Below are 14,670 nucleotides of genomic sequence, written 5' to 3'. Positions count from 1 at the left end.
CCGGTCACGGGGTCAGTCTCCGGACCGTTCCAACGCACCCGACTGCTGCAGGATCCACGCCAGCTCGAAGGCGACTTCCTCCCACTGCTTGTAGCGTCCGCTCACGCCGCCGTGACCGGCCGTCATCTCCGTCTTCAGCAGGATCGGATTGTCCGACGTCGAATTCTCTTGAAGTCGCGCAACCCATTTCGCCGCCTCGACGTAGAGCACCCGGGTGTCGTTGAGCGACGTCAGCGCGAGGATCGGCGGATACGGTTTCGCGTCGACATTCTCGTAGGGCGTGTAGGTCTTCATGTACTCGTAGACCTTCGGGTCGTGCAACGGGTCGCCCCACTCGTCCCATTCGATGACCGTCAGCGGCAGCGACGGGTCGAGGATCGAGTTCAGGGCGTCGACGAACGGCACCGACGCCAGGATCCCGTTGAACAGTTCCGGCGCGAGGTTGGCGACCGCGCCCACCAGGAGACCACCGGCCGAACCACCCTCGGCGACCATCTGCTGCGGCGTCGTCCACCCCGTTTCGACGAGATGCCGTCCCGCCGCGACGAAATCGTTGAAGGTGTTCTTCTTGCTGAGTTCCTTGCCGTTCTCGTACCAGTAGCGTCCCATCTCGCCGCCGCCGCGGATGTGGGCGAGGACGAAGACCATGCCGCGATCGAGCATGGACAGACGGGCCACCGAGAAGTACGGGTCGATGCTCGCCTCGTAGGAGCCGTACCCGTACAGCAGCAACGGAGCGGGCTTGGCGGCGTCGGTCTCCTTGCGGCGCACCACCGACAGCGGAATCCGGGTGCCGTCGTCGGCGACCGCCCACTCGCGGGACTGAACGTAATCGGCGGGGTCGTAGCCGCCGAGCACCGGCTGCCGCTTGAGCAACGTGCGTTCGCCGGTCGCGACGTCGAGTTCGAACAGCTCCGCGGGTTCGATGAAACTGCCGTATCCGATGCGCAGCTTCGGCGACCACCACTCGGGGTTTCCACCGAGTCCGGCCGTACTCAGCTCCTGCTCGAATTCGACCTCGTGGAAATCCGATTCGGCGGGGATGCCCTCGATCTGACGAAGATCGGCGATGGCCAGACGCGGCAACGCCTCTCGCCGGTACGACAGCACCAGGTAGTCGGCGAAGGCGTCGAGGTCCTCGACTCGGCGGGCCGGGTCGTGTGCGATCAGCGGACGCCGGTCCGACGGGTTGTCGACCGGCGCGATGTCGACGGCGAAGTTCTCCGCCTTCTGACCGTCCACGACCTCGTTGTGCACGATCACGAAATAGTCGTCGCCACCGATGACGGCATGTTCGACGCTGTACTCGACGCCGTCCACCCGCGGTGCGACACTGCGGAATTCACCCGTCGGGTCGTCGGCCTCGAGAATGTAGCTCTCCGAGGTGATCTTGGAGCCGACACCGATGACGACGTACTTGTCGCTGCGGGTGGTGCCCATGCCGACCCAGAACCGCTCGTCTGGTTCGTGGAAGACCTTGACGTCCTCGGTGCCGGCACCGATGTCGTGGCGCCACACCGTGTCCGGACGCCACGCCGCGTCGACCGTCGAGTAGAAGACGTGGCGGGCGTCGGCCGACCACACCGCGCTGCCCGACGTGTCCGTGACCACGTCGTCGAGGACCTCACCGGTGCGAAGATCCTTGATGCGCAGCGTATATCGCTCGTCACCGACGACGTCGGTGCTGTAGGCCAGCCAGTTCCCGTCGTCGCTGACGGTCAGTGCGCCCAGGCTGAAGAAGTCGTGTCCCTCGGCTTCGACGTTGCTGTCGAGCAGGATCTCCTCACCGGGTAGTTCCACACCGTCGTCGACCTTCGGCGGGGTCCAGTCGTCGTCCGCGGCGATCGGGCACCGGCACGACGTCGAATACTGCTTGCCCTCGTGGGTGCGGGCGAAATACCAGTAGCGTCCGCGCCGGACCGGCACCGACATGTCGGTTTCCTTGGTGCGGCTCTTGATCTCGTCGAAGATCTGCTTGCGCAGATCCGACAGATGGCCGGTGTGCGCCTCGGTGAACGCGTTCTGCGCCTCGAGGTAGGCGGTGACCTCCGGGTCGTCCTTGTCGCGCAACCATTCGTAGTCGTCGACGAAGGTGTCGCCGTGATGGGTGCGCTCCGCCGGGACCTTCTTCGCGACCGGGGGTGTCGGGGTCTCGCGCTCGTCGATCACGAAACCACCTCCGCGGTGGGCCAGTCGGCGAAGGACTTCTGCGTGATCCATTCGTAGGCTTCGATGTACCGCTGCCGCGTACGTTCGACGACATCGCCGGGCAGGGTCGGCGGAGCCTCGTCGGATGCCTTGTCCCAACCGGATTCGGCACTGGTGAGCCAGTTGCGAACGATCTGCTTGTCGAAACTGGGCTGCACCTTGCCCGCCTCGTAGGTCGCGGCCTCCCAGTACCGGGACGAGTCGGGCGTCAGGACCTCGTCGGCGAGTACGAGTTCACCGTCGGGGCCGCGTCCGAACTCGAACTTGGTGTCCGCGAGGATGATCCCGCGTTCAGCGGCCACCGCCGCGCCGCGTCCGTAGATGTCGAGGGTCGCCGACCGCAGCGCCTCGGCCAACTCGGCCCCCTCCTGCTCGACGACCCGTTCGAAGCTGATGTTCTCGTCGTGCTCACCCTGCTCGGCCTTGGTGGCCGGGGTGAAGATCGGCTCCGGCAGCTTGCCGGCCTCGGTCAGGCCCGCGGGCAGCTCGACGCCGCACACCGCGCCGGTCGCCTGGTAGTCGAGCAGTCCCGACCCGGTCAGGTAGCCACGCGCGACGCACTCGACCTGGACCATCGGGAGCCGACGCACGACCATCGAGCGGCCGACGACCTCGCCCGGGATGCGCTCGTCGGTGGGACCACCGGCGAGATGATTGGGGACGCCGAGCTCGTCGAACCAGAAGAAGCTCATCGCGGTCAGGATGCGCCCCTTGTCGGGAATCGCGGGGCTCAGGATGTGGTCGTAGGCCGAGATCCGGTCGGTGGCCACCAACAGCAGGGTGTCGGCGTCGATCTCATAGATCTCCCGGACCTTCCCCGACGCCAGATGCCGGTAGGACTGCAGTTCAGGACGCATGGACTCGACCCTAGAGGGTCACCGGTCCGCCGGGGGCGGCAGCCTCTGACATTCTTGACCGATGAGCGCACCACACATCACCATCACCTACTGCACCCAGTGCAACTGGCTGCTGCGGGCGTCGTGGATGGCCTCTGAGTTGCTGAACACCTTCGGCACCGAACTCGGCTCGGTGACCCTGATCCCGGGAACCGGGGGCGTGTTCCACATCGACGTCGACGGGAAGCAGATCTGGGAGCGCAAGCGCGACGGCGGTTTCCCCGACGCACCCGAACTCAAGCGACGGGTACGCGACGTCGCACTCCCGGACTGGCGACTCGGACACGGCGACCCGTCCTGACAGTCTGCCTCGATTTTCGAATTATGTCGATCAACTATTGATTGACAAATAGTCTAGATAACAAATACTTTGAACCGTGGCATGGATCACACATCCGGGGCTGTGGCGCTTCGTCGACGCGGACCACGATCTGGCAAGTAAGGGTCAACCCTGTCCCCTACGTGCCGGCTTCCATGCCGCCACTGACGTGCGCGGCACGTGAGGAGTTCCAGGAGAGATGAACCTGAAGGAGTGACGCCGGTGTCTGCGTTGACGACGGATCCCGCCGAGGGGATCCAGGGGAAGAAGCGATGGTCAGCCAGGTGGGTCGCATTCGGTGCGGCCACCCTGTTCGTGGTGGTGTCCCTCATCATCACCAAACAGGACAACAACCGGTTGTCCGAGACGAGCATGGACGACCACTTCAACCTCCCGATGAAGCCCCTCTACGAGCCCTACCTCGTCGGCAACAACGTGATCGCCACGATCCTGATGACACTGCTCGGGCTCTCCGGCGTGGCGATGGGCGTCGCCTTCTACCGCCGGACCCGCGACATCGTGCCCCTCATGCTGGCCATCAGCGCTCCTCTGGTGGTGTTCACCGAGGTCTTCCTGGACATCATGGGTGCGGTCTACTTCCCGTGGAGCGACACCGAATTCCTCGGCCACGCCTTCACCCTGATGGGTCGCCAGATGCCGTGGTGGATCGTCGCGGCGTGGTTCGGCTATGCGGCCCTCGGTGCATTCGAGTACGCGACGCTCGCCAAGAAGCCGCCGACCAAGCACATCTGGTTCGCATTCGGCGGCCTCGTGGTGGCGGCGATCATCTTCGAGGAGATCCTCCTGTCGATGGGCCTCTACCACTACTACGGCAATCATCCGCTGGTGTTGGTCAGAGAGCTGCCGTGGTGGTGGGAAGCATGCAACCCGCTCGGCGTCACCCTCGCAGTCGCCCTCGGTTACCGGCTTCGGTCGTACTTCACGGGCGTGCGGGCGCTACTGTTGCTGCCGATCATGCCGATCACCATGGCCGCCGCCTACGGTTTCGCAGCCCTTCCCGGCTGGATCGCCGTCAACAGCGACTACCCGTGGCTGCCCACCCAGCTTCTCGGCTTCGCCTCGATCGCGCTCGGGTTCGCGCACTTCTACCTGATTCTCCGCGTGATCCTCAACCGCGACCCGTTCGACTTCAACTACGTTCCGCCCGAGGGTGAGGACGAGTTCCGCGTCGACATCTCCAAGCGGAAGAACCAGCCCGCGTAGTCAGCGGCGTCGCCCGGAGGTCGGTGCGCTACAGGATCGGCGCAGGCGCGTATGCCGCGGCCTCCGGGTACTGGCCGATGATCTTCTCCGCGGCCGCGATGACGTCGGCGACCTGCTGCTCGGCAGCACCGACGAAGACCGACTTGTCGGCGAGCAGCTCGTCGAGCTGAGCCCGGTCGAGCGGGATGCGGTCATCGGCGGCGAGGCGGTCGAGCAGATCGGGCTCACGCCCCTCCTCGCGCATCGCCAGCGCCACCGCGACGGCGTTCTCCTTGATCGCCTCGTGGGCGGTCTCGCGACCGACGCCCGCGCGCACCGCGGCCATCAGCACCTTGGTCGTCGCGAGGAACGGCAGGTAACGGTCGAGCTCGTTGGCGATGACCGCGGGGTACGCACCGAACTCGGCGAGGACGGTCAGGAAGGTCTCCATCAGGCCGTCGATGGCGAAGAAGGCATCCGGCAGCGCGACGCGGCGGACGACCGAGCAGAACACGTCACCCTCGTTCCACTGGGCACCGGCGAGTTCGGCGGCCATCGAGCCATAACCGCGCAGGACCACCGCGAGGCCGTTGACACGCTCGCAACTGCGGGTGTTCATCTTGTGCGGCATCGCCGAGCTGCCGACCTGACCGGGTTGGAAGCCCTCGGTCACCAGCTCGTGGCCGGCCATGAGTCGGATGGTGTGCGCCAGCGACGACGGCGCGGCAGCGACCTGGACCAGCGCGGACACGACATCGTGGTCGAGCGACCGCGGGTAGATCTGGCCGACCGAGGTGAAGGACCGGGCGAAACCGAGGTGATCGGCGACCCGGGACTCGAGATCGGCGAGCTTGGTGGCGTCACCGCCGAGCAGGTCGAGCATGTCCTGCGAGGTGCCCATCGGGCCCTTGATACCGCGCAACGGGTATCGGTCGATCAGCTCACGCAGGCGGGTGAGGGCGATCATCAGTTCGTCTGCGGCCGAGGCGAACCGCTTGCCTAGGGTCGTCGCCTGAGCGGCGACGTTGTGGCTGCGGCCGGCCATGACGACCGACGAATACTGAGCGGCACGTTCGACGATGCGGGCCAGGACCGCGACACCGTGGGAGTGCACGTGTTCGAGAGAACGCAGGATCTGCAGCTGCTCGACGTTCTCGGTGAGGTCGCGGCTGGTCATGCCCTTGTGGATCTGTTCGTGACCCGCGAGGGCGTTGAACTCCTCGATGCGGGCCTTCACGTCGTGGCGCGTGACGCGCTCACGATCGGCGATCGAGGCGAGATCCACCTGGTCGACGACGCGCTCGTAGTCGGCGATGGCATCGGCCGGGACGTCGATCCCGAGGTCGCGCTGTGCCTTCAGTACCGCGATCCACAGGCGCCGTTCGAGTGCGATCTTGGTGGTGGCCGACCACAGCTCGGCGAGGTCGGTGGAGGCATAGCGGCTGGCCAGGACGTTGGCGATGGCAGGCTTCGACACCCGATCAGTGTAGGTCGGTCGCGGACGGATCCCGAATTCCACCGTCCCCGGCGCTCAGAACGCGAAACACGTTCCGTTGGACCCGTAGCCCTGACGCACTTTCACCAGCGTGGGCGGCGAGGCCTTGCCGTTCTGTACGGCATAGAGGTACTTGTCACCGATACGACGGGGAACCCAGGTGACCGAGGCGAGGGCACCCGACGGGAGATCGCGGCCGATGAAACGTGCCGGCAGACCGGGTTTGACCTCCCAGAACGACACCCAACCCGACGAGTTCACGGGAATCGTCACCGGATAGGTGCATCCGGTGCCGTACACCGCGGACGACAGCGGAACACCCGCGTCGACGCGACCGGCGGGCGCGGCGTGTGCGCCGGGGGCGACGAGCATCGCCACCCCGGCGATCAGGCACATGAGCGCGGCGACAAGGCCTGCGCGGGTGCTGTGTCTACTCATCGGCTCCCCCGGACATCCGATCCGTTTCCTTGCATGCCGTCACGCCCGCGGCGCGAGGACGTCGACCACCTCGAGCAGGGCGTCGCGCACCGCGTCCATGGGCCGGACACCGTTGCGTCCGAGTGCACCGACGATGGCACCGTCCTCGATCCCGATCAGCTGGGCGATGTGGGCTGGATCGGCGACCCGGCCGGATTTGGCGAGCACATCGAGGTGGCACAGCGACAACGTCCGCCACCGGTCGCTCACCACCTCACGCAACATCGGGTAGCGCGCCGACAGCGCGATCATCTCGTAGCGGGCCGACAGCTGCTGGATCGTCGTGTCCACGCCGACGATGACCTCGGCGAGCGCGGACGCGGTCGCGGTCCTCCCGCGGCGTCGGCGCGGAAGTGCGTTGCAGCGCTCGGAGACTGCGGACGCGTCGTGGCTGCACAGACTGGCCGCGGCCTCGGCCATCAGGTCGTCGAGCGAGGCGAAGTAGTACGTCGTCGACGCCAGCGGCAGCTGGGCGCGCTCGGCCACCGCACGATGACGTACGGCGTCGAAGCCGCCTTCGAGCAGCAGCTCACCGGCGGCCTCGATCAAACGGGACCGCCGTCGCGCACCCTTCGGTGTCGCTGCCGACGTCATCATGTGGTTCATGCTGCCAAAGGCGTCCGTACCGCCGTATTGCTTTTGACCAAAGCGGCACGACCACAGGCGAATTCCCGTATAAGACGACGACGCCCGTGCTGAATGCACTGTTCACGGTCCACGTCAGTCGGTCGTCGGACGAGAGGATCGGTCCGCGCCCGACCGCGTCTACCGTGATGCCATGCAGTTCGACGGCCTCCACGCTGTCGCCGATTATGCGGCGCTCTACACCTCGCTGAGACAGTCCGCGTTCGTCGACTTCCTCCGTGAGAGGCTGGGCGCCTTCGATGTACGGTGCGACGAGGACAACCGGGTGGTCGTGTTCACCTCCGACGACGCCGGTTCCGGATCGGACGGTGAGGTGACGGTCGTCCGGTGCCGGGCGTCGCTGGTCGCCGTGGTTGAACCGTCGGCGATCGTCTGGGGCTGGGCTCACCCGCTCGGCGACGAGACCGGGCTCGCGTCGAGACTGCGCGAGGCCGGTGCGCGACTGGGCATCGACGATTTCACCTCTCCGCGAGTGACGCTGCCACCCGGTCCGTCTCGCGACCGAGCCGACGATCCGGCCGACCGGGTCATCGACGTCATCGCGGCGGCGGCCGTCGGCAGCACGGGAATGAGTCCGTATTGCACGGTTCGTCTCGACGGCGACGATCGCGGCGTTTTTCTTCTCGACGACCTCACCCTTCCCGAGCCGACCTTCGCCGACTTCGCCACCGGACTGCCGAGGATCATGGGTTCCCTTGCGGTGAACGATCATCGGGTCGCCATCCACGGGATGGCCGCACGGCGCGGCTGGCACATCAGCTGGCGCACCGGGACAGACGGCGGACGCTCACCGATCTGTGATGTGACCGACGGTCGTTCCATGGCCAGGGTGAACTTCGACCGGCGCGGCCGGCCGATCGACTACCGCTGCGAACTGGCAGACCGGAACTGATACCCCAAGGGGTATACTTGCCTCTTGTCATAGCAGTTGCACACGTGCAAGAACAGTAGGAGGTCGCCATGGTCGGCGACGAAGAATCGATCGGCGTCGTGCTCAACCGGTTGCGGCGGGCTCACGGCCAGCTTGCCGGCGTGATCTCGATGATCGAACAGGGACGCGAATGCAAGGATGTCGTGACCCAGCTCGCCGCGGTGTCGAGTGCGCTCGATCGGGCCGGTTTCAAGATCGTCGCGACGGGCCTTCGGGAATGCATGACCGGCGAACAATCGCAGGACTCGGAACCGATGACCATCGACCAACTGGAAAAGCTGTTCCTGGCGCTCGCCTGATCGGGCGCGAGGAGTACGAGAGGAGCGATCATGAAACTCGGATACCGGACGACCCTGCAGACCAGCTTCGACGACGCCGTCGCCCGCACGAGAGAAGCGCTGAGCGATGTGGGTTTCGGTGTGCTCACCGAGATCGACGTGAAGGCGACCCTCAAGAAGAAGCTCGACGAGGACATGGAGAACTACCTCATCCTCGGAGCCTGCAATCCGCAGTTCGCCCATCGGGCGCTCGGCGTCGAGCGTCAGATCGGCCTGCTGCTGCCCTGCAACGTCGTGGTGCGCGACGACACCGACCACGCCGGGACGATCATCGTCGAGGCGATGAATCCCGACATCATGGTCGCGGTGACCGACGCCCCCGGCCTCCCCGACGTGGCCGCCGGAGCCGCCGAACTGTTACAGAAGGCCATCGCCTCACTCGACTGAACGTCAAGTCAGGGACAGATATCTCACAGCGTCGGCGAGTCGGCCGACTCGACGTTGCGTCGAGCCCGGGGTCCACGATTACCCTGTTGATTCGATGACCAGCGTGCGATCCCGTTTCTCCGATGCTGCCGACCGCGACCTGCCGCGCGTGGGCCGTCGAGCCGTACTCGCCGCAGGGGTCGGGGCGGCAGCCATCGGGATCGCCGCCTGCTCGGGCAAGGCGCCCTCGACTTCGGTGCAGCCGCGCAACCTCGAAGGCCGGGCCGCCGACGACGAACTCCCCGTCGAGACGTCGCCGCCGCCGGTCACGAGCGGTCCCCCACTGATCACCGGAAGCTTCAGATCCGTCCGCATGGGCGGTCGGGACACCCGCTGGGCGGTGGCCCGGCCCAACGGGGTGACCGGCAAGCTCCCGGTCGTCGTGGTGCTGCACGCGTTGAACACCAACGAGAAGTCCATCTTCGGGCCGAAGCTCGAGATGCAGACCGTCATGCAGCAGTACGTGGACAACGGCAACACCCCGTTCGCGCTGGCCGCAGCCGACGTGGGTCGCAACTATTACCATCGCCGGACCGACGGCACCGATGGTGGGGCGATGATCCTCGACGAGTTCCTGCCGATGCTCGCGAACGACCCGAAGCTCAACCTGTCCACCGACCGCATCGGACTCTTCGGCTGGTCCATGGGCGGATACGGCGCGCTGCGCCTGGCGTCGATGGTCGGCGCCCCGCGCGTCGCGGCCGTGGCCGTCAGCTCGCCCGCGATGTGGGCCGACCCGCGCAACTTCCCGCCGCGCGCCTTCGACAGCCTCGACGATTACCAGGCCAACTCGCTGTTCGGCGCGCAACCGAGCTTTGCGAAGATCCCGCTGCTGATCAACATCGGTTCGAGCGATCAGTTCTACACCTACACCCGCCAGTGGGCCGCGGGTCTGCACCCGCCGGCCGCCTTCGGCACCGCTGCCGGCGGTCACACCAACCGGTACTGGCGCAGCGTGCTGCCCGAGCAGATCGAGTTCCTGGGCCGCAATCTCGCGGTATGAGAGCGTTTCGCTCACTCGTTCCGCTCCCGCTCACGCGAATCAATCGGGTGAGCGGGAACGGAGAACGTGAGCGGACCAGTGTCTAGATGCTGATGCGACCTTCGAGAGCGTTGCGCCCGATGTCGGTGCGGAAGTGCGAGCCCGGCAGCTTGATCTTCTCGATGCGGGCGTAGGCCTGGGTGCGGGCCTCGGCGAGGTCGGCGCCGGTACCGACGACGGCGAGCACGCGGCCACCGGCGGAGACGATCGCGCCGTCGGCATTGCGAGCGGTGCCCGCGTGCAGCACCCCCTCGGCGTCGGCGCCGGTGATGATGTCACCGGTACGCGGCTTGCCGGGGTAGTTCTCGGCGGCGACGACCACCGTGACCGCGGCGCCGTCGCGCCATTCCAGCGGCGGGAGGTCGGCGAGCGTCCCGGTGGCGGTCGCGTTGAGTGCCGCACCGAGCGGCGACTTCAGCAGTGCGAGGACCGCCTGGGTCTCGGGATCACCGAAGCGACAGTTGAATTCGACGACCGCGGGACCGTCCTTCCCGATCGCGAGACCGGCGTACAGGAGGCCCGAGAACGGGATACCGCGCTTGACCATCTCGGCCGCAACGGGTTTGACGACCTCGTCGACGATGCGCTCGGTCATCTCGGCGGGCAGCCACGGCAGCGGCGTGTAGGCGCCCATGCCACCGGTGTTGGGTCCGGCGTCGTTGTCGCCGACACGCTTGTGGTCCTGCGCGGGCAGCAGCGGGACCACGGTCTCGCCGTCGACGAGGCAGAACAGCGAGACCTCGGGTCCGTCGAGGAAACTCTCCAGCAGAACGGGGTGTCCGCTCTCCAGGCATTCGGCGGCGTGGTCGCGGGCGACGTCCCGGTCGGGTGTGACGACGACACCCTTGCCGGCGGCCAGACCGTCGTCCTTGACGACCCAGGTGGGCCCGAAACGGTCGAGGGCGGCGTCGAGATGGGCCGGGTTGTCGACGATCTCCGCATGCGCGGTCTTGACGCCGGCGGCAGCCATCACGTCCTTGGCGAAGGCCTTGGAACCCTCGATCTGCGCGGCCCGGGCGCTCGGACCGAAGGTCGCGATGCCGGCCTCGCGCAGGGCGTCGGCGACGCCGAGGACGAGTGGCACCTCCGGTCCGATGACCACGAGGTCGGCGTCCAGCTTCTGCGCCAGGGCCACGACCGCTTCACCCGAGACCACATCGACGGCGTGGTTGGTGGCGATCGCCGAGGTGCCGGCGTTGCCGGGAGCGACATGCAGGTCGGTGACCGACGGATCGTTCTTGAGGCCGATGAGAAGGGCATGTTCGCGGCCGCCCGAGCCGATCACGAGTACGCGCACGACCATGACTCTAAACCGTCGGCGTATGCCGCCGCGAAAACGCACCATGGACTGCTCAGCTCGCCGGCTGGGTCAGGTCGTACATCGTGGTGCCGTCGACGGTGACTGCAGTGAAGTTGTCCTGAACCCACGCGCTGATCTGCGACGACGGCTGCGACGAGCCGCCGGCCATCCCGGGAGCGCCGGCGCCCGGCCCACCGCCGGCGATGAAGTAGTGGATCTCCCTGGCGGCGACCAGCTTCTGGAACTCGGCGAGAGTCGGCGACGGATCGCTGCCGTTGAACCCGCCGATCGGCATCACCGAGTGGCCGGTCTCGAGCTGGTAGCCCGAGGCGGACTGCGAGCCGACCGCGGCGGCGACCCACGTGTAGTCGTCGGCGTCGGCGACGAGCTTGTCGACGACGGCCTGCGTCGGTCTGGAACCGCGCAGGAGTCCACCCGGCCCGTCGCCGCCGCGGGCGCCGGGCATGCCCGGGCCGCCACCGGGGAAGCCCTGGCCCGGACCGCCCGGGCCGAACTCCATGAACCCTCCGCCGGGCATGCCCGGGCCACCGCGACCACCCGGGCCGAACCCGCCCGCGACCGCCGGACCGGCGGTGATGATCGACCCGCTCTTCTCGGCCGTGACCGTGTCGATGGTGTACGCGACCGGCCCGGCCAGACCCGCGATGACCGCGCCGCTCAACGCTGCCGCGGCGACACCCCGTATCCGGGCGAACACCATGGCGACCGCGGCCAGGAGTCCGACGATGAGGACCGCGTACCGCAGCCACGGAACCAAGTCGGGCGTCCGGTCGAGCAGTACGAAGCCCCAGATCGCGGTGATCGCCACCGAGACACCCAGTGCGAGGCGCACCCACAGGCGGTCCCGATGCGACCAGCAGACGGCACCGCCGGCCGCGACGACCGCTGCCACCGCCGGCGCCAGAGCCGCCGTGTAGTACTGGTGGAAGATGCCGGCCATGAAGCTGAAGACACCCATCGTGACCAGCAGCCACAGACCCCAGACCGAGAGATACGCGCGGCGCGGATCGGTGCGCCGGGCCTTGCCGATGAGCACGAGAGCCACCATCGCGAGCACGAGACCCGCCGGGATCAGCCACGCGATCTGACCGCCCTGCGCGGGTTCGAACATCCGCAGCCAGCCGGTCTCGCCCCATGCGCCGCCGCGGCCACCACCGGGCCCGCCGCCGGGGCCGCCCATGCCCTCCAGTGCGCCCATGCCGTGACCACGACCGGGAACCACCGCCCCGGTCTCGTCACCGTTGAGCCTGCCGAGACCGTTGTAACCCAGCGTCAGTTCGAGGATCGAGTTGTTCTGTGACCCACCGATGTACGGCCGCGACGACGCGGGCCAGAGCTCGACGGCGAGAATCCACCAGCCGGCACTGACGATCATCGCGCCTAGGGCGGCGAACAACTGGCCCAGGCGACGAGGCCAGCCACCGGGACCGAAGGCGAGATAGGTGACCGACAGCGCGGGCACGATGAGGGTCACCTGCAACTGCTTGGTGAGGAATCCGAATCCGACGAACACGCCCGTGAGGATCAGCCACCGCCAGCGACCGTCGTCGACCGCCTTCATCAGCGACCAGACGGCCGCGATCATCAGCAGGATCAGCAGCGCCTCGGGATTGTCGAAGCGGAACATCAGCGCCGCAACCGGAGTCAGTGCCAGCACCGCGCCGGCGAGGATTCCGGCCCGGTGACCGAAGTACTTCCGTGTGATCAGGTACAACAGGGCGACCGATGCCACGCCCATCAGGGCCTCGGGCACCAGGATGGACCACGAGTTGACGCCGAAGATCCGCGCACTGATGCCCGGAATCCACAGCGAGGCGGGAGGTTTGTCGACGGTGATCGAGTTCGCCAGGTCGGACGAACCGAAGAACCAGGCCTTCCAGGACTCCGAACCGGCCTGGATCGCCGCCGAGTAGAAGGAGTTCGCCCAACCGTTGATCGAGAGGTTCCAGAGATAGAGGACTCCGGTACCGATCAGCAGTGCGGCCAGCGAGAGGCGTTCCCGCAGAATCTTCTTCGAGCTACCGGACGTCCGGTTCGGCTCGGCGTGGTTCACCGGCGGGCCGATGGTCGAGGTCGTCACGCGGCCACCTCCGCCCCATGTCCGGGCGCCTTGCGGAACACCCAGCGGAGACCGACGAACCGGGTGAGCGTGGCCACCAGGTTCGCGATCACCAAGACGATCAGTTCGATGTGTTTGGTCGCCTCCGGCGCGACAGTGTGCAGCAACAGCAACGAGCCTGCGGTGACCAGCCAGCCGAACAGGAACACCCCGAGCCCGAAGAGCTGGTGTCGCAGGGCACTGTCACGACCGCGGACCCCGAAGCTGAACCGACGGTTGGCCGCGGTGTTGAGCACAGCGGTGATCGCGAGGGCGACCAGGTTCGAGACCTGCGCTCCCAGGAACGAATGCAGCGCCAGGAACAGCACCGCGAAGGCGATCGTCGAGGCCACCCCGACTACGCAGAACCGCGCGAGCTGGCCGACCAGACCCTTGGGCACACCGTCGATCTGGGGTCCGGCGGCCCGGTCGCGACCGATGGAGGCGCGCAGTGCGGCGATCGGCAACCGTCCCATCGCGAGCGCGAGACCGACTCGCGCACAGCCCTTCAGGTCGGCGATTGCGGTGGGCACGATGTCGACGGTGCTGTCCGGGTCGTCGACCCAGTCGACCGGGACCTCGGCGATGCGCAGCCCGATCTGTTCGGCGAGGACGAGGAGTTCGGTGTCGAAGAACCAGCCGGTGTCGACGACGAACGGCAGCAGCTCGCGGGCGATGTCGGTGCGCATGGCTTTGAATCCGCACTGTGCATCGGAGAACCTGGCGCCCATCGCCGTTCGGAGGATGAGGTTGTACGAGCGGGAGATGAACTCTCGCTTCGGTCCCCGCACGACTCGCGATGACCGGTTCAACCGGGTGCCGATCGCGATGTCCGAGTGTTTCGACACGAGCGGGGCGATGAGCGGCATCAGCGCATTGAGGTCGGTGGAGAGATCCACGTCGCAGTACGCGACGATCTCGGCGTCGCTGCGCTGCCACACCGCGTTCAGCGCACGACCACGACCCTTCTCGTCGAGATGGACGACGCGGACGCCCTCGAGTTCGTCGACGAGGCCGACGGCGATCGCGAGGGTGTCGTCGGTGCTGGCGTTGTCGGCAACGGTGATGCGAGCCGGATACGGCACGTGCTGCTGCAGATGGGCGGCGAGCCGGCGCACCGAGGATGCGACGTCGGCCTGTTCGTCGTGGACGGGAACGACGATGTCGAGGACCGGGGTCGACACCGAACTGTCGGCGAGGGTGTACACCGGCGCCGTTGCGCCCGGCGGTGCTTGGAGGATCATGGGGATGACGATCGGCTCGCACCCTCG

At 67.1% G+C, this 14,670-nt stretch carries 14 protein-coding genes; 6 read left to right on the top strand and 8 right to left on the bottom strand.

All coding sequences use genetic code 11. The features are described from left to right. Positions 1-12: 12 nt before the first annotated feature. Positions 13-2,169 carry a S9 family peptidase gene (locus GAA2_RS03175; RefSeq protein ID WP_159404502.1) on the bottom strand — a complete coding sequence of 719 codons (2,157 nt, stop codon included), beginning with the start codon at positions 2,167-2,169 and terminating at the stop codon, positions 13-15. Beyond that, on the bottom strand, positions 2,166-3,065 hold the full coding sequence (locus GAA2_RS03170; RefSeq protein WP_159404503.1) for a phosphoribosylaminoimidazolesuccinocarboxamide synthase: 900 nt from the start codon (positions 3,063-3,065) through the stop codon (positions 2,166-2,168). The genes GAA2_RS03175 and GAA2_RS03170 overlap by 4 nt, the downstream gene beginning before the upstream one ends. A 61-nt stretch (positions 3,066-3,126) precedes the next feature. Between GAA2_RS03170 and GAA2_RS03165 the strand changes: the two genes are divergently transcribed. Together GAA2_RS03165 and GAA2_RS03160 are read left to right on the top strand one after the other, a co-directional pair. Then, complete coding sequence (locus tag GAA2_RS03165; protein ID WP_096273035.1) at positions 3,127-3,405, top strand: SelT/SelW/SelH family protein; 279 nt, start codon at positions 3,127-3,129, stop codon at positions 3,403-3,405. A 240-nt stretch (positions 3,406-3,645) separates the two neighbouring features. Beyond that, the gene (locus GAA2_RS03160) at positions 3,646-4,647 is read left to right on the top strand and encodes a hypothetical protein (protein WP_232513058.1); all 1,002 of its coding nucleotides are present in this window, start codon (positions 3,646-3,648) and stop codon (positions 4,645-4,647) included. Between the two features lie 28 nt (positions 4,648-4,675). Here the strand turns inward: GAA2_RS03160 and purB are convergent, their stop codons facing one another. From purB to GAA2_RS03145, 3 genes are read right to left on the bottom strand one after another with little or no spacing between them, the layout of a single operon-like run. After that, positions 4,676-6,103 carry an adenylosuccinate lyase gene (purB, locus tag GAA2_RS03155; protein ID WP_024500175.1) on the bottom strand — a complete coding sequence of 476 codons (1,428 nt, stop codon included), beginning with the start codon at positions 6,101-6,103 and terminating at the stop codon, positions 4,676-4,678. A 54-nt stretch (positions 6,104-6,157) separates the two neighbouring features. After that, positions 6,158-6,559: a hypothetical protein gene (locus GAA2_RS03150; protein ID WP_024500176.1), complete on the bottom strand. Its 402-nt coding sequence runs from the start codon at positions 6,557-6,559 to the stop codon at positions 6,158-6,160. 39 nt (positions 6,560-6,598) lie between these two features. Next, entirely contained in the window at positions 6,599-7,192 is a 594-nt protein-coding gene (locus GAA2_RS03145) for a TetR/AcrR family transcriptional regulator (protein ID WP_191834971.1), read from the bottom strand. 184 nt (positions 7,193-7,376) lie between these two features. Between GAA2_RS03145 and GAA2_RS03140 the strand changes: the two genes are divergently transcribed. From GAA2_RS03140 to GAA2_RS03125, 4 genes are all read left to right on the top strand, one after another. Next, positions 7,377-8,135, top strand: coding sequence for a DUF6882 domain-containing protein (locus tag GAA2_RS03140; RefSeq protein ID WP_024500178.1), 759 nt, complete (start codon positions 7,377-7,379; stop codon positions 8,133-8,135). A 68-nt stretch (positions 8,136-8,203) separates the two neighbouring features. Next, entirely contained in the window at positions 8,204-8,473 is a 270-nt protein-coding gene (locus GAA2_RS03135) for a metal-sensitive transcriptional regulator (protein ID WP_006435820.1), read from the top strand. A gap of 30 nt (positions 8,474-8,503) precedes the next feature. Continuing rightward, complete coding sequence (locus GAA2_RS03130; RefSeq protein WP_024500179.1) at positions 8,504-8,899, top strand: DUF302 domain-containing protein; 396 nt, start codon at positions 8,504-8,506, stop codon at positions 8,897-8,899. Positions 8,900-8,993: 94 nt separating this feature from the next. After that, positions 8,994-9,941 (top strand): alpha/beta hydrolase, encoded by a 948-nt coding sequence (locus GAA2_RS03125; protein ID WP_096273032.1) that lies wholly within the window; start codon positions 8,994-8,996, stop codon positions 9,939-9,941. An 82-nt stretch (positions 9,942-10,023) separates the two neighbouring features. Here GAA2_RS03125 and purD read toward each other — a convergent pair whose 3' ends face one another. From purD to GAA2_RS03110, 3 genes are read right to left on the bottom strand one after another with little or no spacing between them, the layout of a single operon-like run. Continuing rightward, entirely contained in the window at positions 10,024-11,277 is a 1,254-nt protein-coding gene (gene purD, locus GAA2_RS03120) for a phosphoribosylamine--glycine ligase (protein ID WP_191834713.1), read from the bottom strand. 55 nt (positions 11,278-11,332) lie between these two features. Then, positions 11,333-13,381: an ArnT family glycosyltransferase gene (locus tag GAA2_RS03115; RefSeq protein ID WP_096273028.1), complete on the bottom strand. Its 2,049-nt coding sequence runs from the start codon at positions 13,379-13,381 to the stop codon at positions 11,333-11,335. Continuing rightward, entirely contained in the window at positions 13,378-14,643 is a 1,266-nt protein-coding gene (locus GAA2_RS03110; RefSeq protein WP_024500184.1) for a glycosyltransferase, read from the bottom strand. Before GAA2_RS03110 ends, GAA2_RS03115 begins: the two co-directional genes overlap by 4 nt. Positions 14,644-14,670 lie beyond the last annotated feature (27 nt).

It is taken from the genome of Gordonia ajococcus, from assembly GCF_012974285.1.
Classification (GTDB): domain Bacteria; phylum Actinomycetota; class Actinomycetes; order Mycobacteriales; family Mycobacteriaceae; genus Gordonia; species Gordonia amicalis.
This window is presented reverse-complemented; position numbering and strand designations above follow the sequence as displayed.